Below are 19,046 nucleotides of genomic sequence, written 5' to 3'. Positions count from 1 at the left end.
CCGCGGCACTGCGGACACGGACAATGGTGGGGGCTGAGCTGGGAGCGCGGGAACAATGCGGCTAGGTGTGCTGGACATAGGGTCGAACACGGTCCATCTTCTCCTCGTGGACGCCCACCCGGGCGGCAGGCCCGTCCCGTTCGCGTCCCACAAGAAGCCCCTGCAGCTCGTCGCCTACCTCGACGAGCGCGGGAGCATCTCCCGTGAGGGCCAGGACGAGCTCGTGGGGTTCGTGCAGGAGGCACGCGCCTTCGCGGACCGGCACGACGCCGAGGACTTCCTCGCGTTCTGCACCTCCGCCATCCGGGAGGCCGGCAACGGCCGCGAGGTGCTGGCGCGGGTCCGCGCGGAGACCGGCGTCGACCTCCAGGAACTCTCCGGTGACCAGGAGGCTGCGGTCACCTTCCAGGCCGTGCGCCGCTGGTACGGCTGGGGTGCGGAGTCGATCCTCAACCTGGACATCGGTGGAGGGTCCTTCGAACTGGCGATGGGCACGGACGAGCTGCCCGAGGTCGCGCTGTCCGTCCCGCTGGGCGCGGGCAGGCTGACCCGCGACTGGCTGCAGGGTGATCCTCCGTCGGCCAAGAGCGTCAAGGAGCTGCGCCGCTACATCAGGTCCACCCTCCGCGAGGCCGTGCCGCAGTTCGCCCATCTCGGACGGCCGCACCTGGTCGCGGGGACCTCGAAGACCTTCCGGTCCCTCGCGCGGATCGCCGGCGCTGCGCCGTCGGCTGCTGGTCCTTTCGTCCGCCGCGAACTGCGCCGGGAGGACCTCACCCTCTGGACCAAGCGGCTCGCCGCCATGAGCGCGAAGGATCGGACCAACCTCGACGGCGTCTCGGAGCTCCGCGCGCCCCAGGTGCTCGCCGGCGCGCTCGTCGCCGAGTGCGCCCTGGAACTGTTCGAGGTGCCCTCCATGGACATCTGCCCCTGGGCGCTGCGTGAAGGGCTGCTCCTGCGACGGTTCGACGCCAAGATGTTCGAGGCAGAGGAGCCGCTGCCCGGTGCGGGCGTGGGCCACGCCCAGCTCGACTCGACGCGGCGCGTCCCGCTGTCCCGGGGGGCCTGACGTGGCCTTCACGCCGGATGCACGTCCCGCCATCCCCGTGGCACTCTCCAGCGCCTCGGTCTACCCGCTCGCGGTGCATGACGCCTTCGCCCTGGCGCAGGATCTCGGGTACGACGGCGTCGAGGTCATGGTGACGAACAACTCGGTGAGCCAGGACCCGGACCAGCTGGGGGTCCTCAGCGAGCGCTACGAGATGCCCATCCTGGCGATCCACGCGCCGACGCTCCTGCTCACGCAGCAGGTGTGGGGCAAGGCCTGGACGAAGATCGAGCTCTCCGCGGCCATGGCCGCGGAAGTGGGCGCGAAGACCGTGGTCACGCATCCGCCGTTCCGCTGGCAGACGGGGTATGCCGAGGGGTTCCCCGAGGGTATCCGGCGGGTGGCGGCGGAGTACGGTGTGGAGATCGCGGTCGAGAACATGTATCCCTGGAAGGTCCGTGGCCGCGAGGCGAAGGCCTACCTGCCGCACTGGAATCCCGTGCCGGAGCCCTACGACCGCATCACCTGGGACTTCTCCCACGCTGCGATCGCCGGGATGGACTCGTACGAGGAGATCCGGGGGCTGGGGGACCGGCTCGCCCACGTGCACCTGACGGACGGGACACCGAACGGCAAGGACGAGCACCTGCTGCCGGGCCAGGGCCAGCAGCGGTGCGCCGAAGCGCTGGAACATCTCGCCGCCGGTGCCTGGAACGGCGTGGTGGCGGTCGAGGTCAGTACGCGACGCGCCCGAGGTGCGGGCGAACGGGAGGAATGGCTCGCCGAGACCCTCCGGTTCGCGCGCGAGCATCTCGTCAGCTGACGCTGCACGTCCCTTTCGCCGACCGACGGACTGCCCGTTCGTGGTGAGGACGAGGGGAAGATGGCGACGATGCCACCGGGCACCTGCGGGTTAAATGGAATGGCGCCGGTGGACTGTTCAGATGTTGGGGGAATCATCTGTTGCCACCGACGCCGGACCGGATCAGGAATTCCGGTCCTCATCACTCGCACCCTTATGAGGTACCAGTAACACTAGGACCCGTCCTTGTGCTGCAACGGCAAGGACGCTGGGAGTAGGCTGTGAGCCCCTCGTGGCAGGATGGCTGCATGACTGCCGACACCTCACAGCGCATCGCCTTCCTCGGCTGCGGATCCATGAACGAGTCCATCCTGGCCGGCCTCCTGGCTGCCGGCACCGACCCCGCAGGCGTCACCGCCACGGTCCGCCGATCGGCGCGGGCGGAGGAGCTCCGCGCACGGCACGGCGTCACGGTCCTCGCCACGGGTGACGACGACGGCGCCAATGCCGCCGCGGCGCGCGGGGCCGACGTCGTCATCCTGGGCGTGAAGCCCGTGGGAATCGTCCCGCTCGCCCGCGAGATCGCCGCGGTGCTGAAGCCGACCGCCGTCGTCGTCAGTGTCGCGGCCGCGGTGTCGCTCGCCATGATCGAGGCCGCCCTGTCCGAGGGCCAGGCCGTGGTCCGCTCGATGCCGAACACGCCGTCGAGGCTCGGCAGGGGCGTGCTCTCGATCTCCGCGGGGTCTGCGGCGACGCCGGAGCACCTGGGCAGGGTGCGGGAGCTCCTGGCCGCTGCCGGTACCGTGGTGGAGATCCCCGAGTCCCAGGTGGACGCCCTCTCGGCCGTCAGCGGTTCCGGCCCGGCCTACGCCTTCTACCTCGCCGAGGCCATGGCGGCGGCGGGAGTCGAGCTCGGACTCGACGCGGACCTGTCGGCGCTGATCGCCCGGGAGACCGTGGCCGGGGCGGGGTTCATGCTGGCCGAGGAGGACGCCGACGCCGCAGCACTGAGGCGCGGCGTCACGAGCCCCAACGGCACCACGCAGAGTGCCATCGAGACGTTCGAGGCGATGGGGCTGCCGTCGATCATCGCGAGCGGGGCGCGGGCGGCGACGGCACGCGCCGCCGAGATCACGCGCGAACTGGCTGCTCCTGCGTCGTCCTGACCGGACGCAGGGACCAGACCGCCAGCAGGGCCACCGGCACGACGACGCCGAGGCCGGCGAAGACCGCCAGCGGCAGCGGCCCCTGGCCGGACACGGTGCCCGTGAGGGTCAGGGTGACGGTGATGGAGGAGAACATCGTGACCGGCACGAGCACCGCGAGCAGGATCCGCGTCACGACGCGCGTCACTCCCGCCCGCGAACGTGCGAACACGAGACCCACCGGGAACAGCAGGGCGATCCACACCCAGTGGTGGAACCAGGAGATGGGCGAGATCGCCAGCATCACGACGGCGTTCGCGGTGATTGCGCGCAGCCGGTCGCCGTCGTCGTCGGCACGCCGGATGGCGCGGTAGCCGACCACGATCACGGCGAGCGACGCAAGGAGCCAGAGCGGGCGTTGGAGGCCGTCGGGAAGGCCGGACTGCATGACGACCGAGTTGAGCGACACGTTGTAGAGGTCCGCGGTGTCACCCACGCGGGAGGCGTCGAAGAGCGCCCCCAGCCAGAAGATCGCCGAGTCGCGGGGTGCCACCAGCCAGGCGACCGCGACCGTGGAGCCGAAGGAGGCGGCGAGCCAGGCGAGCGAGCGCCAGTCGCGGCGGGCCAGGAACACCAGGCCGAAGGCGAGCGGCGTCAGCTTGATCCCCGCGGCGATGCCGATCAGGACCCCCGAGGGAAGCCGCGTGGAGCGCAGCAGGTCGGCGAGGACCAGCACCATCAGGAGTGCGTTGACCTGCCCGAAACCGAGGCCCTCCCGCCACGGTCCGCTGATGCCGATCATGAGTACCACCGCCGGAAGGGCCAGGGGCGGCCGACTCCAGGACACACCGGAGGAGCGCAGGTACCGTACGACGACGACCGACACCACCACGAGGCAGATGCAGGAGAGCCCGGTGACGAGTGCCAGGGCGAATGCCTCGGGGACGAGTGCCACGGGGATGAGGAGGAGCGCCGCGAAGGGCGGGTAGGTGAAGGGCAGCCCGCGCGTGTCCGTCTGGACCAGCGCGTCGTCGTACAGCTCCTTGTCCCCCGCGCGGCCCAGCAGGGCGAGCGCACCCTCCCGGTACACCGTGAGGTCCAGGCCATGGATCTGCGCGGCGAGGCCGACGACGGCGAGCACCAGGGCGCAGGCGGCAGCGTTGAGCGCGGCCACCCTGCCGGACGCCGCCGGCGCCGCCGGGGTCTGGAGTGCCGGCACCCTACGGCCGGCCGGCGAAGCGCTCGAGCAGGTCAACGTGCCCCGAGACGATCAGCATGTCCCGGCCCGAGACCTTCGTGTCCGGGCGGGCGTAGGTGAAGTCCTCGCCCGGCGACTTCACCCCGACCACGGTGACGCCGTACTTGGAGCGCACCGCCGATTCCGCGAGCGTGAAGCCCTGGGTCTCCTTCGGCGGATACATCTTCACGATCGCGAAGCCGTCGTCGAACTCGATGAAGTCCAGCATCCGTCCGCCCACGAGGTGCGCTGCGCGTTGCCCGGCGTCGGCCTCGGGGTAGATGACATGGTTCGCGCCGATACGCTTCAGGATCTTGCCGTGCGAGGGGGTGATCGCCTTGACCCACAGGTGATCGATTCCGAGGTCCACGAGGTTCGCGGCGATGAGCACGCTCGACTCGATCGACGTGCCCACCCCGACGACGGCCGCGGAGAACTCCTGGGCGCCGAGCTGGCGCAGCGAATCGATGTTCGTGGCATCCGCCTCCACGACGTGCGTGAGGATGCTCGCGAACTTCTGCACGAGCTGCGGATCCCGCTCGATGGCGAGGACCTCGCGCCCCTGGCGGACCAGTTGCTCGGCGGTCGCCGCGCCGAACCGGCCGAGGCCGATCACGAGGACGGGGGCGTTGTGGGCGGGTCTCTCAGCCAATGATCGGCCTCTCGTCGGGGTAGCGGTAGAGCGTGCTGCGTTGCCTCAGCGCCAGGGCTGAGGCGAGCGTGATGGTTCCCATGCGCCCGGCGAACATCAGGGCGGACAGGACGTACTTGCCGGCGGGCGGGAGTTCGGCACTGAGGTTCGTGCTGAGGCCGCAGGTCGCGAACGCGGAGATGACCTCGAACACCACCTTGTCCAGGGGCTCGTCCGTCATGCTGAGGATCAATGCACTGCCGATCAGCACCAGGGTGGCGCCCATGAAGATCACGGAGATGGCCACCCGCATGGCGCCCGAGGGGATGGTGCGGCCCCAGGCCCTCACGTCGCTGTCCCCGCGGGCCTCTGCGACGATCGCGAGGAACATGACGGCGATGGTGGTCACCTTGATACCGCCCGCGGTCGAGGCCGAGCCGCCACCGGCGAACATGAGGGCATCGGTGAGGAGCATCGTGGTGGACGTCATGTCGTTCTGGTCCACGAGGTTGAAGCCGCCGGACCGCGTCATCACCGAGGCGAACAGGGCGTGGATCGTCTTGTCGGCGACGCTCAGGTCCGAGATGGTGCGTTCGTTCTCCCACTCGAGGAAGCCCCAGGCGAAGGTGCCCGCGACGAGCAGGATCAGGGAGACGGAGACGGTCAGCTTCGCGTGCAGCGTCCACTTGCGGAAACGGTGCCGCACCTGGACGAGCACCATCACCACAGGGAAGCCGAGACTGCCGAGGAACACGCCGACCATCAGGGGTGTGAGGATCCAGAGGTCGGTCTCGTACGGCACCAGCCCGTCACTGTGGGGGGTGAAGCCGGCGTTGTTGAAGGCGGAGATGGAGTAGAAGACGCCGTGCCAGACCGCCTGCCACCACGGCTCGCCGAGGATCACGAACCGGGGGATCAGCACAATGGCGAGGACGATCTCGATCAGCACGGAGGTGGTGATGACGATCCGCAGCAGGGTGCCGATCTCGCCGAGCCGGCTGGCGTTGTTGAGCGCCTCCTGGGCCAGGAGCTTCCCGCGCACCCCGAGCCGCTTGCTCACGATCAGCGCGAGGAGCGACGCGAGGGTCAGGGTGCCGAGGCCGCCGATGAAGATGCCGAGGAGGATCACCAGCTGCCCGAAGAAGGACCAGTGGGTGGCGGTCGAGACGACGGTGAGGCCGGTGACGCAGACGGCGGACACCGCGGTGAAGAACGCGTCGTGCAGTGCCGTGACCTCTCCGGTCGCCGAGGACATCGGCAGGCTCAGCAGCGCGGTGAACAGGAGGATGACCGCTGTGAAGATGAAGAGCGCCAGTCGGGCGGGGGAGCTGTTCGCGAAGGAGTCGACGAAGTCGCGGACCGAGGCCAGCAGCCTGACGTACCCGCGTCGATCGTCCTTCAGCCACCGTGGCTGTTGACTTACCATTGACGTCCGCTCTGCCCCGTGTGCCGGTCCTTCCGCCGAAGCGGCTGCCCCTCATTCTCCCCTGCAGTAGTAAAGCATCTCACTCCGGACCGTCGTGGGGAGATCAGGCATCGCGTACCCTTGCAGGGATGTCTACGCACACCGGTCCGGCGGTACCCCTGCAGGTCGCCTGGGACGAGGCGATGCTGGCCTACGACTTCGGCCTGCAGCACCCCATGAACCCTGAGCGGCTGCACCTGACGGCCCGGCTCCTGGGTGACTCCGGGCTGCTCGACCTCGACGGCGTCCGCGTGGTCGCCCCCTCCGTCGCCTCCGACGAGGACCTCGCGACGGTCCACAGCGACGACTACATCCGTGCCGTCCGCGACCTGAGTGGCAATCCCGACCGATCGGACCCGGCTCACGGAATCGGCACCGAGGACAACCCCGCGTTCAGCGGCATGCACGAGGCCAGCGCACGGCTCGCCGGCGGGTCCCTGGATGCCGCCGACGCACTCATGAGCGGTCGCGCCGTCCGTGCCGTCAACTTCGGTGGCGGGATGCACCATGCGGCACGGTCCCGGGCCAGCGGCTTCTGCATCTACAACGACGCCGCCGCCTCCATCCGGCGACTGCTCGACCGCGGAGCGCAGCGCGTCCTCTACATCGACGTCGACGCCCACCACGGGGACGGCACCGAGAGCATCTTCTGGGACGATCCCCGGGTCCTGACGATCTCCCTCCATGAGACCGGGATGAGCCTGTTCCCGGGTACGGGATTCGCGAACGAGATCGGCGGGCCGGGCGCGGAGGGGTCCGCAGTGAACGTCGCACTGCCGACGACGGCCGGAGACGCCGCTCTCCTGCGGGCCTTCCACGCAGTGGTCCCACAGCTTGCCGGGGCCTTCGCTCCGGACGTGGTCGTCAGCCAGCACGGCTGCGATTCCCACCGCGAGGATCCCCTGACGAACCTGAGGGTCAGCGTCGACGCCCAGCACATCCTCATGCTGGCGGTCCGGGACCTGGCGGACCGGCTCTGCGGGGGTCGCTGGATCGCGACCGGCGGGGGCGGGTACGCGCTCGCCAGCGTGGTCCCGCGGTCATGGACGCTCCTCGTCGCGGTCGCTGCGGGGGCTCCGATGGGCCCGGCGACACCCGTCCCTGCGGCCTGGCGGGACTACGTGCTCGAACGGCACGGCGTCGATGCGCCACGCCTCATGGGTGACGGCGCCGATACGTGGTGGCGCTCCTGGGAGATCGGCTACGACCCCGACGACGAGCTGGACCGCACCGTCATGGCGACGCGCAAGGCCGTCTTCCCCCTCCACGGGCTGGACCCCTGGTTCGACTGACCATCGCGCGGCAGGATGCCGCCCGACGTATATATCGCTAGGGTGGGCGAATGGGTATCGATGATGTTTTCGCTGTCATCGCCGAGAGCACGCGCAGGCAGATCCTCGAGCATCTGCGCGACGGCGACAAAGCGGTGGGGGAGCTTGTGATCGAGCTGCACGTGAGCCAGCCGACCGTCTCGAAGCATCTCAAGGTCCTCCGGGAGGCGGGACTGGTCTCCATGCGGGCCCAGGGGCAGAAGCGGTTCTACTCGCTCGACACCGCTCCACTGGGCCTCGTGAGGCAGTGGCTCGACGGCGTGGAGCCACGACCGCTCGCCGAGGCGCAGGCGCCGACGGTGGAGGACCTCGTCGAGACGCTCGGCACGCAGCCGGGGCAGGGCCGGGCCGGCGAGGGCCGGGTGCAGGACGCCGTGCTGGCCGCCGCGGTCCTCGCCGGACCGGATCCCCTCGCCGAGGCGGACGGTTCGAGGGCGCAGCTCGGCCGGACCATGGGACGTGCGGCGGAGCGGGCTGCCGATCTCCTGTCGCAGCTCCGGCGGCGTCGCGATCCGTCCTCGTAGCACCGGCCGGTCGCGCCGCCCTTCGAGGCCGGAGAACGGCCGGTTCGAGGAGGCGGGTACAGGCTCCGGGGCGCCCTTTCACTTTGGTCACATCAGCCACTACAGTAATCCCCTAGGCGGATAATCCTTATGCTTCAAGGCGACACGCCGATCAGTCGCTCAGGGGTGTCTTTCTCGATGCCGGTCTCAGGGTGAGTTACGGACCTCCATGCAAAGGAATAGTGGTGAGATGGCAGACGGGATTAACTTCTCGGATGTGCAGTTCTTGACGGTCGCGGAGGTCGCCGACCTCATGCGAGTGTCGAAGATGACCGTGTACCGGCTCGTGCACGCCGGGGACCTGCCCGCTGTGCAGTTCGGTCGCTCGTACCGCGTTCCGGAGTCGGCCGTCCAGGAATTCCTCCAGCGCGCGCAGGTGGACGGCCAGTCCGAGAGCGCCTGAGCCGCGGTCGCCGGGCCGGGCCGTCCTGACCCTCCACCAAACGGATGTACCCTGTTAGGGAGCGTTTTCGGCGGCCACAGGTCCGTCCGAGTCAGTGCATCACCCGGGCGATTGCCACCAGGTACACGCCTTTCGTCAGCCCCGGTACCGACTCCTGGCACGTCGCCGGAGAGCGGGACCGGCACCACAACAGTCTGTGAGGACTCTATGGGTTCAGTAATCAAGAAGCGCCGCAAGCGTATGGCCAAGAAGAAGCACCGCAAGCTGCTGCGCAAGACGCGCCACCAGCGCCGCAACAAGAAGTAGACAGCCCGGCCCAGCGCCGAGGTCTGCCGAACGGCCCGGAATCCCGCCCTCGTGGTGTGGGTGCCGGGCCGTCGTCGTACCCGGGGGCGATCAGGACCGACCACCGGAGCCCGGAGACTGCAGGCCGGCCCCAGGAGACGGGGCGGGATCGCCGGCCACCACCCACCGGAGACCGGAGCCCGGGCGGTGCCCACCCCGCGGAGACGGCGACCTGTGAGCCGCCGCGCGTCAGCGGTTCCGGAAGCGGGAGAAGCTCCGCCAGAGGCCGTAGACCGATCCCGCAATCGTCGCCGCCCGCAGCCCGAGCGTCGCGGCGCGGCGTCCGCTCCGGAAGTCGTAGACGGGCCAGTTGTTCGCGCGGGCGTGACGGCGCAGCCTGCCGTCCGGGTTGATGGCCACGGGATGGCCGACGGCGGTCAGCAGCGGGATGTCGTTGTAGGAGTCGCTGTATCCCCAGCAGCGCGAGAGATCGAGGTTCTCCCGTGCCGCGAGGTCGAGGACGGCGACGGCTTTCGCGGGTCCGTGGAGGAACTCGCCCACCAGCTTCCCCGTGTACAGGCCGTCGGCCACTTCGCCGACGGTCCCGAGGGCGCCGGTCAGGCCCAGTCTGCTCGAGATGACCGCTGCCACTTCGACCGGAGTCCCCGTCACGAGCCAGACCTGGCGGTTCGAGGACAGGTGGTGTTCGGTGAGGGCGCGCGCGCCGGGCCAGATCTTGGAGGCGATCATCTCGTCGTACACCTCCTCGCCGAGCGCGAGGATGTCCTCGTGGGCGATGCCGATGGCGAAGGCGAGGGCGGCGTCCCGCACCGAGTTGACGTCCGTCATGGTCTCGCCGCGCATGATGAAACGGAGCTGCTTCCATGCGAGGCCGGCGGCGAAGCGCAGGGTGAACGCCTTGCGCTGGTACATCTTCCGGCCGACGTGGAAGAGGCTCGCACCGCGCATCAGCGTGTTGTCCACGTCGAAGAAGGCGGCCTCGCCCTGGACGGTCGCCGGAGGCCTTGGCATGGGCTGCGTGCCCCGAGCGGCGTCCGGCATGCTCCGAGTGTAGTTCGTCGTCCCGCTGCCCCTGCCGTCACCCGGCAGTACGGTGGAGTGATGGAAGCATCGGCGGAGATCCCCGCGACCGGCATCGTCCTCCTGACCCGTCCGGCATGCCATCTCTGCGAGGAGGCCCGGCTCGTCGTGGCCCGCGTCGTGCAGGAGCTGGGGCTCGAGTGGCAGGAGGTCTCCGTCACGGAGGCTCCCACGGCAGGAGCCCGCTTCGCGGAGGAACTGCCGGTGCTGTTCATCGACGGGGTGCAGCGCGATTTCTGGTCCATCGACGAGGCGAGGCTGCGGAGGCTGCTCTCCGGCGGGTGAGGCGGCGACGAACCGCCCCCGCCGAGCTCCTCCGGAGCTCCGACGAGCCACGGCCGGGATGTCCGGGGAGTGTCGGCCGACGGTGGGCTTGGTGGCCCTGCGCGCTCGGCATAAAGTGGTGATACGTCCGCCCCGCCGTCGAGGGTCCAGGATCCGCCGTCCTCCGCCGGGATGCGGCGGCGCTAGCAACGGAGCCGCACACTGTGACACCACCGGACATGCCAGGCCTCCACCCCGTGGGTGATCCGGTGCGCCATATCCCTCCCGCCTCGGTGGCGCGCCTCACCATCTACCTGAGGGCGCTCAACAGCCTGCTCGGCGAGGGGATCGAGCGCGTCTCCTCGGAGGAGCTCGCGGACGCCGCGGGGGTCAACTCGCCGATGCTCCGCAAGGACCTGTCCTACCTCGGCTCCTACGGCACGCGCGGCGTCGGCTACGACGTGCAGTATCTCAACCGCCAGATCTCCATCGCCCTTGGGTTGACGCTCGACTGGCGGGTAGCCATCATCGGCGCCGGCAACCTCGGCCGGGCGCTGGCCGGTTACTCGGGCTTCGTCTCGCGCGGCTTCGAGATCGTGGCGCTGTTCGACGCCGATCAGCTCGTCGTCGGATCGGAGGTCGGATATCTCCGGGTCAGTGCCGTGGACGACCTCGAGACGGTTCTGGAGCGGACCCGCACCAACATGGCCGTGCTCTCCGTGCCCGGGCCGGTCGCCCAGGAACTGTGCGACCGGCTGGTCGCGGCGGGCATCTCCAGCATCCTGAGCTTCGCCCCGGTGGTGCTGCAGGTCCCTCCGCACGTGCAGCTGCGCAAGGTCGACATGTCCACCGAGCTGCAGATCCTCGCCTACCACGCACAGAGGGCGCAGGAGCCGGACCTCGGTCCGATCTCCCGCGCCCAGTAGCCGGCGGTCGTGCGGGGTCAGTACCCCAGCCGCTGCGGCGCGAAGTAGGGGCGCGCGGGCTTCAGGTAGGTCATGACGACGCCGGCCACGCCGAGCAGCATGACGAGGAGGCCGAGCGCCGTCGAGATCACGGGCGTCTCGGGGACGACGGTCCCGCTGGCCTCCGCGGCCTGGTTGATGATCGGCAGGAGCAGGAGCGACCCGACGGTGGACACCACGTTCAGCGCTGCCAGGACGGTCGCGGTGATGCGGGCCCAGTTCTGGCCCCGGCGGATGAACAGCGCCAGGACCACGTAGACGGCCGCGAACACCACGGCGAAGACCAGCCTGATCCCGACCCCGAACGAGCCGCCGGCCATCTCGGGAATGTCGATCAGCAGCGCCGAGGTGATCGAGGAGACGAGGTAGGCGACCCCGGCGGCCAGGATGAGGTAGTACGCCCGGACGACCTCCCTCGGAGCAGGGCCCTTCCCGGGTGCGTCCGAGCCGCCGGCGCTGTTGCCGGAGGTCGGGTAGGCGTAGCTCGAAGGTTGGGCAGGCTGGTAGCCGCTGGGCCCCGAGCTGTTCTGCTGCTCGTACTGCTGCCCGGCGGGGCGGCCGTCCTGGCTCTCGCCTCCGGGCGGGTTCCAGCCCTGCGCGTTGTTCCCCGGGCCCTGGTCGTTGTGTGGCGTACTCATCGCGGCGTCCTCCGTGTGCAGTGCGTGGCTGTCCTGGATCCGCAGGATCAGCGCCGGTGCCCCCATGGACGTCCCCGCCGCCGGTGCGGTCTTCCGTCAGCCTAGTAGTTCCCCCGCGAGGGTGACAGGCAGACGGCGTCCGATCCGGGCGCGGACGGCGGGCTCCTCACCCGGGCTCGCCCCGTGCGCGACGTCCACCGCGGGAAGCGCGTGGGACGCCGACGGCCGCCGTCGTCGGGGGACGACGCCGGCCGTCGGGCGGTGCGGCGGGGGAGGAGGGTCGGGTCAGACCGTCGCGGCGACGGGAGCGACGAACTCCGCTTCGATGCTGATGGTCACCTTGTCACCGACGAGGACGCCGCCGGCTTCGAGCGCGGCGTTCCAGGTCAGGCCGAAGTCCTTGCGGGAGATGGTCGTGGACGCCGAGACGCCGGCGCGGGTGGTGCCGAAGGGATCGACGGCGACGCCGTTGAAATCGGCCTCCAGGACCACGGACTTGGTGATGCCGCGGATGGTGAGGTCACCGGTGATGGTGTAGCTCTCGCCCGAGCCGGCGTGCGACGTCGAGACGAAGGTCATCTCCGGGAACTGCTCGACGTCGAAGAAGTCGGCGCTCTTGACGTGGCCGTCGCGGTTCTCGTCGCCCGAGCTGAAGGAGGCGGTCTTGATGGTGACGGTGATGGCGGAGTCCTCGAGGGAGGAGCCGACGGCGAGGGAGGCGTCGACATCCTTGAAGGAGCCTCGGACCTTGCTGATGCCGGCGTGGCGGACACTGAAGCCGACCTCGCTGTGCGCGGGGTCGAAGGACCAGGTGCCGGAGGTGAGGCCTGTGGGAACGGTCATGATGATCTCCTGGAGAAGAGGGATGGCGAATGCTTACGAGATGGAAAAGCATGCGTATGCATGTTTTATTCCACACATCGCTCAAATCTTCAACCAACTGATCACGAGGGCGCCCTACGCCTCCTCGTCGGCGATTGGCCGTGACACGGTGGCATGCGGGAAACTGGGGGCATGCAGAGATCAACCGTCCACCTGGTACGCCATGGTGAGGTCCACAATCCGGAGGGCGTCCTCTACGGCAGGCTCCCCGAGTTCCACCTCTCCGAGCTCGGGCGGCGCATGGCGTCCCAGATGGCCGGTCACTTCGCGCAGCGACGGGACGACGGCGCGAACATCGTCCTGCTGGTGGCCTCTCCCCTGACCCGTGCGCAGGAGACGGCGCAGCCCGTCGCCGAGGCCCTCGATCTCGAGATCTCCACGGACGAGCGCATCATCGAGGCGGACAACCGCTTCGAGGGGATGTCGAGGATCAAGAGCCGCCTCCGCCAGCCCCGGTACTGGCCGCTGCTCGTCAACCCGTTCCGTCCGTCCTGGGGCGAGCCGTACAGCGAGCAGGCGGAGCGGGTCATGAGGGGCGTGCAGGACGCACGGCGCCGCGCCGTCGAGCTGGGCGGTGCGTCCGAGGCCCCGGCCGAGGCCATCCTGGTGAGCCATCAGCTCCCTATCTGGGTCACCCGACTCGCGGCCGAGCACCGTCGTCTCTGGCACGATCCGCGCCAGCGCGAGTGCACGCTGACCTCGGTGACCTCGATCGACTTCGAGGGTGACGTCATCCGGCGGGTCCGGTACGCCGAACCCTGCGCGGACCTCCTGCCCGGTGCGGCGAATGTCCCCGGGGCGTAATAGAATTACTACACGTCGTAGAAATCAACGGAAGAAGCCGTGACCACACTCGTCCGCTCCACCAGGCGTCGCCTGCTGCTCAGGCTGGGCATGGCGCTGGCCTTCACCGTGCCGGTGTCCCTCGTGGTGACCTCGTGCGCCGCGGACGATCCCCTGGCCCAGCAGGCCGATGCGGGAGACGGCAAGAACTACATCGCCGGTGACGGCTCCGTCACGGAGTACGACCCGACGGATCGGGGCGAACCCGTCGCCATCGACGGCACCCTCTTCGACGGGACGGCGGTCTCCAGTTCCGACTGGACCGGCCAGGTCGCCGTCCTCAACTTCTGGTACGCCTCGTGCGCGCCCTGTCGCGAGGAGGCGCCCGACCTCGTCTCGCTGCACGACGAATACGCGCCGCAGGGCGCCGTCTTCCACGGGGTCAACATCCGCGACGAGCAGGCCACGGCCGAGGCTTTCGAGCGCAGTTTCGCCATCCCGTACGAGAGCTTCGACGACAAGGACGGCGGCGTCCTGCTGGACATGACGCAGTACGTCCCCCCGCAGGCCGTGCCGACCACCATCGTGCTCGACAAGGAGGGGCGCGTGTCCGCACGCATCCTCGGCCTCGCGGACCGCAGTACGTTGAAGGCGCTGATCACCGATGCGCTCGCGGAGTAGCGCCGTGCGCGCAGCGCGCCGATGACCACCTCGATGGTCCTGCCCGCGGCCGGTCACCTCTCCACCTCCGTTCCCCTCGTCGCGGGGAACGCCTTCGCTGACGCCGTGCTCAGCGGGTCCATGCTCCTCGCACTGCCGGTCGCCCTGCTGGCAGGGCTCGTCTCCTTCGCCTCACCCTGTGTTCTCCCGCTCGTCCCCGGCTACCTCGGCTACGTCACGGGGCTCACCGGGGTGGACCTCGAGAAGCAGCGGCGCGGCCGGATGGTCGCCGGGATCGGGCTGTTCGTGCTGGGCTTCTCCGTCGTGTTCATGGCCTACGGGGCGCTCTTCGGCCAGCTCGGGGCCTTCCTGCGCGTCTCCCAGGGGTGGCTCATCCAGGTATTCGGCGTCGTCGTGATCCTCCTCGGCGTCGTCTTCATGGGCGGGTTGTCCTGGTTCCAGCGCGAGAGCCGCGTGCACGCGAAGGTGCCCGCCGGCCTGCTGGGAGCCCCGCTGCTCGGCGTGACGTTCGGGCTCGGGTGGGCGCCCTGCATCGGCCCCACGCTCGGGGCGGTCCAGCTCCTGGCCATCTCGGGCGATGACGCGACGGCGCTCAAGGGTGCCCTGCTGACCTTCGTCTACTGCCTCGGACTCGGGCTCCCGTTCCTCCTGATCGCACTCGGCGTCCGGCGCGGCATGGGCGCACTCGCGTTCTTCCGCAGGCACCGCCTCCTGCTGCAGCGCACCGGGGGTGGCATGCTCGTCCTCGTCGGCGTGCTGATGGTCACGGGTCTGTGGAACACCTGGATCACCCGGTTGCAGGACCTGGTGATCGGGAACGTGGTGCTGCCGATATGACGACCCCACGCGCCGGTAACAGCCACGAGGACGAAGCACGGACGGGAAGGGCGCTGTGAAGCAGGACATCTCGGAGGACACGGGGAGCACGGCCGGCAGCCGCCGGTCCGACGTCGTCCTGCCCTCCCTCGGCTTCCTCGGCACCCTGCGGTGGGCCTGGACGCAGCTGACCAGCATGCGCACCGCGCTGTTCCTCCTCCTGTTCCTCGCCGTCGCGGCGGTGCCCGGTTCGCTCTTCCCGCAGCGCCCCGCGAATCCCGCGGTCGTCACGCAGTACATCCAGAACAACCCGGACACCGGCCCGGTGCTGGACTGGTTCCAGCTCTTCGACGTCTACTCGTCCGTCTGGTTCTCCGCGATCTACCTGCTGCTCTTCATCTCGCTCATCGGTTGCGTGGTCCCCCGAGCACGGGCGCACTTCAGGGCTGTGCGCTCCACGCCCCCGCGGACACCCAGACGGCTCTCGCGACTGCCCGTCTACGGCACGCTCGAGGTCCCCGCCCATCGGGTACGCGCGGCAGGGCTCACGCCGTCGTCCGCTGCCGAGGAGGCCGCAGCCCTGCTGAAGAAGCGCGGTTACCGGGTGGACGTGCGCGACGCCGGCACGGACCGTCCCTCGGTGGGCGCGGAACGCGGACTCGCGAAGGAGTTCGGCAACCTCGTCTTCCACACCTCGCTGATCGGCGTGCTCGTCTCCGTGGCGGTCGGAGGGCTGTTCGGCTACAACGGCCAGAAGGTGATCGTCGAGGGCGACAGCTTCGTCAACACCCTGATCGGGTACGACAGTTTCAACCCCGGATCGAATTTCTCCGACGACCGGCTCGATCCCTTCTCGATCCGCCTCGACTCCTTCGACGTGCGCTTCGACCGCGAGCAGACCAGCCACTACGGTCAGCCCCTGGACTTCACGGCGAACATCACCACGCAGGAGGGGCCGGGCGCCGACGAGGAGCCGCAGGTCCTCAAGGTCAATGCGCCGGTGACCATCGGCGGCACCAACGTCTACCTGGTGGGCAACGGGTATGCGCCGGTCGTGACGGTGCGCGACGGCGAGGGCAACATCGCCTCCGAGGGGCCTGTCGTCTCGGTACCGTCCGACGGTCTCTACACCTCGCTGATCGTCATCAAGGCGCCCGACGCGAAGCCGGACCAGCTCGGCTTCGTCGGATTCTTCCTCCCCACCGCCTTCGTCGACGAAGAGGGCGTCTCCTTCTCGAGGGATCCTGATCCCTTCAACCCGCAGCTGAACCTCAACTCCTACTACGGGGACCTGGGGCTCGACGACGGCACCCCCGAGAACGTCTACGTCCTCGACACCGAGAACCTGACCGAGCTCAACAGCCGCACGAACGACGACGGCGGGATCGTGCTCGGGGTCGGCCAGACCTACGACCTGCCCGAGGGCAAGGGCTCGGTCACCTTCGACGGGCTGAAGCGCTACGTGGCGCTGGACATCCACCACGACCCGGGGGAGGTCGGAGCACTCGTCTTCTCGACGCTCGCGCTGGTGGGCCTGACGGCGTCCCTGTTCATCGGCAGGCGCAGGCTCTGGGTCCGCACGGGCGAGCACCCCGACGGGCGCATCATGCTCGAGTACGGCCTGCTCGCCCGCGGCGAGGACCACCGCCTGCCGGCCGAAGGCACGGCTGTCGAGAAGCTGCTGGCCGACCGCTGGCTGGCACCCGAGGGTGCCGCGGAGGAAGATACATTGCAGGAGGCCGGGACATCGGCAGCCGGCACGGGGAATTCGCACCACATGACGAAGGACAACTGATGCCACAACCAGTCAACGCCGAGCTCGGGCAGATCAGCGAGCTCCTCATGCTGCTGGCCTCCATCGCCTATGTGGTGGCCCTGATCTTCTTCGTGCTGGACCTCGTCCGGTCCAGCACGACCATCGGCACGATCGAGTCCCGGCTCGCGAGCCAGCAGGGTGCGCCCGAGCGTGCACTCGCCGGCGTCGGGGCACGGGGCGGGGCGGTGGCAGCGGGGTCCACGCCGCCGGCCCGCGCGACCGCGGACGACTCCATGGACTACGGCGCCGGCCCACGGCGGGGGACGGCGAGGGTCGCGGTGTCGCTGACGATTTTGGCGGCCGTGATCCACGGGGCCGCCGTCGTGAGCCGTGGTGTCGCCGCGAACCGCGTGCCCTGGGGCAACATGTACGAGTTCTGCACCACGGGTGCCTTCCTCGTCGCGGCCATCTTCCTCATCACCCTCACCCGCAAGGACCTCCGCTTCGTGGGCTCCTTCGTGGTGGGCCTCGTCGTGATCATGCTGTGCGCGGCAACGGTCGGGTTCCCCACGCCCGTCGCCCGCCTGATCCCGGCCCTGCAGAGCTACTGGCTGATCGTGCACGTCTCCATCGCCGTCGCCTCCTCGGCCCTGTTCACCATCACCTTCGCGATGTCCGTGCTGCAGCTCCTGCAGACCAGCCGGGAGGCGAAGCTGCTCGCGGGCAAGGTCGACACCGCGAAGTTCCTCCGCCTGGTGCCCTCGGCCCTCAGCCTCGAGAATCTGTCCTACCGCCTGAACGCCATCGCGTTCGTCGGCTGGACCTTCACCCTCATGGCCGGCGCCATCTGGGCGGAGCAGGCCTGGGGCCGTTACTGGGGCTGGGACACCAAGGAGGTCTGGACCTTCGTGATCTGGACCGTCTACGCCGGGTACCTGCACGCTCGCGCCACCAGGGGCTGGACGGGTACGCGCGCCGCCTGGCTCTCGATCGTCGGGTACCTCTGCATCGTCTTCAACTTCACGATCGTGAACATCTACTTCTCGGGCCTGCACAGCTACTCCGGCGTCTAGGAGCAGCCGGGCCCACGACGAAGCCCCGCGGTCCCGACCGCGGGGCTTCGTCGTGTCCGGGATGCGTGGGTGGGTGGGTGGGGTGTAGCGATCCCTGAGTTGTTGCCCGTGGTGTGCCCATGCACTGTGGGCCGGAGCTCCTGCGTGGGCGCCTGAGTACCTTCCTGCTGCGTGCTCGGCACGCCGGGAACTGCAGGTGCGCGGATCTGCCCGCCCGAGGCCTCCGCACCTGGGAGGGCTCGACCATTCCACGTCATCCTGCTGGACGGTCGGAGGGACGCAGCGCACGGGGTGCCGGCCACCGGGAGTCCGCGGCGGATGATGAACGCCCCCGGTAAGCCCGCGACGGCCTATGGACGCCCTCGGTAGGCCCTGACACCGAAGGTCCTTGGAAGGCCCGCTAGGGGCGGTGGACTCCCGCGGGGCCGGATCCGGCGTCGTCGTTCCCCTCGCCGTCGGCCTTGCCGTCCTCGGCAGGGCCCCGGGCATCCCGCTCGCGCGCTTTCGCGTCGAGATCCTTCTGCTCCTGCTCGCGCCGTCGACGTTCCTGCTCGCGCGCCTGCTGCCGCCGCTGTGCCTCGAGGTTCTGGAGGAAGGCGGGATCGTCATCGGGTGCGGTGGGTTTGCGCGGTGCGGGCCGGCGCGGACCGGATGGGCCGTCGTTGCGCGGGCGGCCCAGGAGGAACCACATGCCGGCTCCGATGAGCGGCAGGACGAGGATCGTGATGAACCACGCGGTCTTGGAGATGCTGCGTACCTCGTGTTTGCGACTCATCACGCAATCGATGAGCGCGTAGATGATGACGGCGACCCCGAGGATCGCGGCGAACAGCAGGAGGCGAGGCATGCGCCAATTGTAGGCGAGTAAACTTGGAGCGTGGCCTTCCTCAAATTCAGCGCCCTGCGCCTCCTGCTGATCGTCGTGTTCTATGTGGCCTGCGTGCTGCTGGGCCTCGGACTGTTCTTCTCCGCCGTGGTCGCCGCGATCCTCGCCTGGTGCCTGACCTACCTCTTCGCCCGCGACCTCCGGGACGCCGCGGCAGCGACGCTCCAGCGTCGGTTCACGCCGGGGGCACCACCTGTGCGCACCGCCGTCGAGCTCGACGACGCGGCCGCGGAGGACGCACTGGACCCCAATATGCCGGTCAACTCCGACCGCAAGCCCCGCGCCTAGCAG

At 69.4% G+C, this 19,046-nt stretch carries 22 protein-coding genes; 15 read left to right on the top strand and 7 right to left on the bottom strand.

All coding sequences use genetic code 11. The annotated features are described in order from the left end of the window. Window positions 1-55 precede the first annotated feature (55 nt). The 3 genes from NVV32_RS14205 to proC all read left to right on the top strand — a co-directional run bounded on the left by NVV32_RS14205 (window position 56) and on the right by proC (window position 3,016). Window positions 56-1,069 carry a Ppx/GppA phosphatase family protein gene (locus tag NVV32_RS14205; protein ID WP_422390587.1) on the top strand — a complete coding sequence of 338 codons (1,014 nt, stop codon included), beginning with the start codon at window positions 56-58 and terminating at the stop codon, window positions 1,067-1,069. Window position 1,070: 1 nt separating this feature from the next. After that, on the top strand, window positions 1,071-1,871 hold the full coding sequence (locus tag NVV32_RS14200) for a sugar phosphate isomerase/epimerase family protein (protein WP_422390586.1): 801 nt from the start codon (window positions 1,071-1,073) through the stop codon (window positions 1,869-1,871). 287 nt (window positions 1,872-2,158) lie between these two features. Beyond that, window positions 2,159-3,016, top strand: coding sequence for a pyrroline-5-carboxylate reductase (gene proC / locus NVV32_RS14195; RefSeq protein ID WP_422390585.1), 858 nt, complete (start codon window positions 2,159-2,161; stop codon window positions 3,014-3,016). Here the strand turns inward: proC and NVV32_RS14190 are convergent. From NVV32_RS14190 to NVV32_RS14180, 3 genes are read right to left on the bottom strand one after another with little or no spacing between them, the layout of a single operon-like run. Beyond that, on the bottom strand, window positions 2,982-4,214 hold the full coding sequence (locus tag NVV32_RS14190) for a glycosyltransferase 87 family protein (RefSeq protein ID WP_422390584.1): 1,233 nt from the start codon (window positions 4,212-4,214) through the stop codon (window positions 2,982-2,984). The genes proC and NVV32_RS14190 overlap by 35 nt on opposite strands. Window position 4,215: 1 nt before the next feature. Beyond that, entirely contained in the window at window positions 4,216-4,884 is a 669-nt protein-coding gene (locus NVV32_RS14185; RefSeq protein ID WP_055767514.1) for a potassium channel family protein, read from the bottom strand. Further along, window positions 4,877-6,289: a TrkH family potassium uptake protein gene (locus NVV32_RS14180; protein WP_055767518.1), complete on the bottom strand. Its 1,413-nt coding sequence runs from the start codon at window positions 6,287-6,289 to the stop codon at window positions 4,877-4,879. The genes NVV32_RS14185 and NVV32_RS14180 overlap by 8 nt, the downstream gene beginning before the upstream one ends. Window positions 6,290-6,417: 128 nt before the next feature. Here NVV32_RS14180 and NVV32_RS14175 point away from each other — a divergent pair, with 128 nt between their 5' ends. The 4 genes from NVV32_RS14175 to NVV32_RS14160 all read left to right on the top strand — a co-directional run bounded on the left by NVV32_RS14175 (window position 6,418) and on the right by NVV32_RS14160 (window position 8,931). Then, window positions 6,418-7,620 (top strand): acetoin utilization protein AcuC, encoded by a 1,203-nt coding sequence (locus tag NVV32_RS14175; protein WP_055767522.1) that lies wholly within the window; start codon window positions 6,418-6,420, stop codon window positions 7,618-7,620. Between the two features lie 50 nt (window positions 7,621-7,670). Then, window positions 7,671-8,183, top strand: a complete 513-nt coding sequence (locus tag NVV32_RS14170) for an ArsR/SmtB family transcription factor (RefSeq protein ID WP_422390583.1) — start codon at window positions 7,671-7,673, stop codon at window positions 8,181-8,183. 229 nt (window positions 8,184-8,412) lie between these two features. Beyond that, window positions 8,413-8,625, top strand: coding sequence for a helix-turn-helix domain-containing protein (locus tag NVV32_RS14165; RefSeq protein ID WP_055767529.1), 213 nt, complete (start codon window positions 8,413-8,415; stop codon window positions 8,623-8,625). A gap of 207 nt (window positions 8,626-8,832) precedes the next feature. Then, on the top strand, window positions 8,833-8,931 hold the full coding sequence (locus tag NVV32_RS14160; protein ID WP_003792170.1) for a 30S ribosomal protein bS22: 99 nt from the start codon (window positions 8,833-8,835) through the stop codon (window positions 8,929-8,931). Window positions 8,932-9,159: 228 nt separating this feature from the next. On the opposite strand, the gene NVV32_RS14155 is transcribed toward NVV32_RS14160, so the two are convergent. Further along, entirely contained in the window at window positions 9,160-9,972 is an 813-nt protein-coding gene (locus NVV32_RS14155; protein ID WP_055767531.1) for an HAD family hydrolase, read from the bottom strand. 60 nt (window positions 9,973-10,032) lie between these two features. Between NVV32_RS14155 and NVV32_RS14150 the strand changes: the two genes are divergently transcribed. Next, window positions 10,033-10,296, top strand: a complete 264-nt coding sequence (locus NVV32_RS14150) for a glutaredoxin family protein (protein ID WP_422390582.1) — start codon at window positions 10,033-10,035, stop codon at window positions 10,294-10,296. Window positions 10,297-10,514: 218 nt separating this feature from the next. Beyond that, the gene (locus tag NVV32_RS14145; RefSeq protein ID WP_055767534.1) at window positions 10,515-11,201 is read left to right on the top strand and encodes a redox-sensing transcriptional repressor Rex; all 687 of its coding nucleotides are present in this window, start codon (window positions 10,515-10,517) and stop codon (window positions 11,199-11,201) included. A 17-nt stretch (window positions 11,202-11,218) separates the two neighbouring features. Here the strand turns inward: NVV32_RS14145 and NVV32_RS14140 are convergent, their stop codons facing one another. After that, on the bottom strand, window positions 11,219-11,878 hold the full coding sequence (locus NVV32_RS14140) for a hypothetical protein (protein ID WP_422390581.1): 660 nt from the start codon (window positions 11,876-11,878) through the stop codon (window positions 11,219-11,221). Between the two features lie 285 nt (window positions 11,879-12,163). After that, window positions 12,164-12,721, bottom strand: a complete 558-nt coding sequence (locus tag NVV32_RS14135; RefSeq protein ID WP_152812704.1) for a YceI family protein — start codon at window positions 12,719-12,721, stop codon at window positions 12,164-12,166. Between the two features lie 171 nt (window positions 12,722-12,892). Between NVV32_RS14135 and NVV32_RS14130 the strand changes: the two genes are divergently transcribed. The 5 genes from NVV32_RS14130 to ccsB all read left to right on the top strand — a co-directional run bounded on the left by NVV32_RS14130 (window position 12,893) and on the right by ccsB (window position 17,869). Beyond that, window positions 12,893-13,564, top strand: coding sequence for a histidine phosphatase family protein (locus NVV32_RS14130; RefSeq protein WP_422390580.1), 672 nt, complete (start codon window positions 12,893-12,895; stop codon window positions 13,562-13,564). Between the two features lie 90 nt (window positions 13,565-13,654). Next, window positions 13,655-14,224: a TlpA family protein disulfide reductase gene (locus NVV32_RS14125; RefSeq protein WP_422392056.1), complete on the top strand. Its 570-nt coding sequence runs from the start codon at window positions 13,655-13,657 to the stop codon at window positions 14,222-14,224. A gap of 33 nt (window positions 14,225-14,257) precedes the next feature. Further along, window positions 14,258-15,061, top strand: a complete 804-nt coding sequence (locus NVV32_RS14120) for a cytochrome c biogenesis CcdA family protein (protein ID WP_422392055.1) — start codon at window positions 14,258-14,260, stop codon at window positions 15,059-15,061. Window positions 15,062-15,116: 55 nt separating this feature from the next. Continuing rightward, window positions 15,117-16,835, top strand: a complete 1,719-nt coding sequence (gene resB / locus NVV32_RS14115) for a cytochrome c biogenesis protein ResB (RefSeq protein WP_422390579.1) — start codon at window positions 15,117-15,119, stop codon at window positions 16,833-16,835. Continuing rightward, on the top strand, window positions 16,835-17,869 hold the full coding sequence (gene ccsB / locus NVV32_RS14110; protein WP_422390578.1) for a c-type cytochrome biogenesis protein CcsB: 1,035 nt from the start codon (window positions 16,835-16,837) through the stop codon (window positions 17,867-17,869). Before resB ends, ccsB begins: the two co-directional genes overlap by 1 nt. A 400-nt stretch (window positions 17,870-18,269) precedes the next feature. On the opposite strand, the gene NVV32_RS14105 is transcribed toward ccsB, so the two are convergent. Then, entirely contained in the window at window positions 18,270-18,716 is a 447-nt protein-coding gene (locus NVV32_RS14105; protein WP_082471234.1) for a PLD nuclease N-terminal domain-containing protein, read from the bottom strand. 30 nt (window positions 18,717-18,746) lie between these two features. Here NVV32_RS14105 and NVV32_RS14100 point away from each other — a divergent pair, with 30 nt between their 5' ends. After that, window positions 18,747-19,043, top strand: coding sequence for a DUF4229 domain-containing protein (locus NVV32_RS14100; protein WP_055767555.1), 297 nt, complete (start codon window positions 18,747-18,749; stop codon window positions 19,041-19,043). Window positions 19,044-19,046 lie beyond the last annotated feature (3 nt).

It is taken from the genome of Arthrobacter sp. N1, assembly GCF_048288285.1.
Taxonomy (GTDB): Bacteria; Actinomycetota; Actinomycetes; order Actinomycetales; family Micrococcaceae; genus Arthrobacter_D.
Note: the sequence above shows the minus strand (reverse complement) of the source record. Positions and strands in the feature narration are given on the sequence as shown.

What these genes read in the sequence shown, in the direction of transcription:
- NVV32_RS14180 (WP_055767518.1), bottom strand. Translation starts at nt 6,289, where the DNA reads ATGGTAAGTCAACAGCCACGGTGGCTGAAGGACGATCGACGCGGGTAC.
- NVV32_RS14205 (WP_422390587.1), top strand. Translation starts at nt 56, where the DNA reads ATGCGGCTAGGTGTGCTGGACATAGGGTCGAACACGGTCCATCTTCTC.
- NVV32_RS14145 (WP_055767534.1), top strand. Translation starts at nt 10,515, where the DNA reads ATGCCAGGCCTCCACCCCGTGGGTGATCCGGTGCGCCATATCCCTCCC.
- NVV32_RS14150 (WP_422390582.1), top strand. Translation starts at nt 10,033, where the DNA reads ATGGAAGCATCGGCGGAGATCCCCGCGACCGGCATCGTCCTCCTGACC.
- NVV32_RS14140 (WP_422390581.1), bottom strand. Translation starts at nt 11,878, where the DNA reads ATGAGTACGCCACACAACGACCAGGGCCCGGGGAACAACGCGCAGGGC.
- NVV32_RS14160 (WP_003792170.1), top strand. Translation starts at nt 8,833, where the DNA reads ATGGGTTCAGTAATCAAGAAGCGCCGCAAGCGTATGGCCAAGAAGAAG.
- NVV32_RS14165 (WP_055767529.1), top strand. Translation starts at nt 8,413, where the DNA reads ATGGCAGACGGGATTAACTTCTCGGATGTGCAGTTCTTGACGGTCGCG.
- proC (WP_422390585.1), top strand. Translation starts at nt 2,159, where the DNA reads ATGACTGCCGACACCTCACAGCGCATCGCCTTCCTCGGCTGCGGATCC.
- NVV32_RS14130 (WP_422390580.1), top strand. Translation starts at nt 12,893, where the DNA reads ATGCAGAGATCAACCGTCCACCTGGTACGCCATGGTGAGGTCCACAAT.
- NVV32_RS14125 (WP_422392056.1), top strand. Translation starts at nt 13,655, where the DNA reads ATGGCGCTGGCCTTCACCGTGCCGGTGTCCCTCGTGGTGACCTCGTGC.
- NVV32_RS14175 (WP_055767522.1), top strand. Translation starts at nt 6,418, where the DNA reads ATGTCTACGCACACCGGTCCGGCGGTACCCCTGCAGGTCGCCTGGGAC.
- NVV32_RS14135 (WP_152812704.1), bottom strand. Translation starts at nt 12,721, where the DNA reads ATGACCGTTCCCACAGGCCTCACCTCCGGCACCTGGTCCTTCGACCCC.
- NVV32_RS14105 (WP_082471234.1), bottom strand. Translation starts at nt 18,716, where the DNA reads ATGCCTCGCCTCCTGCTGTTCGCCGCGATCCTCGGGGTCGCCGTCATC.
- NVV32_RS14170 (WP_422390583.1), top strand. Translation starts at nt 7,671, where the DNA reads ATGGGTATCGATGATGTTTTCGCTGTCATCGCCGAGAGCACGCGCAGG.
- NVV32_RS14155 (WP_055767531.1), bottom strand. Translation starts at nt 9,972, where the DNA reads ATGCCGGACGCCGCTCGGGGCACGCAGCCCATGCCAAGGCCTCCGGCG.
- NVV32_RS14120 (WP_422392055.1), top strand. Translation starts at nt 14,258, where the DNA reads ATGGTCCTGCCCGCGGCCGGTCACCTCTCCACCTCCGTTCCCCTCGTC.
- ccsB (WP_422390578.1), top strand. Translation starts at nt 16,835, where the DNA reads ATGCCACAACCAGTCAACGCCGAGCTCGGGCAGATCAGCGAGCTCCTC.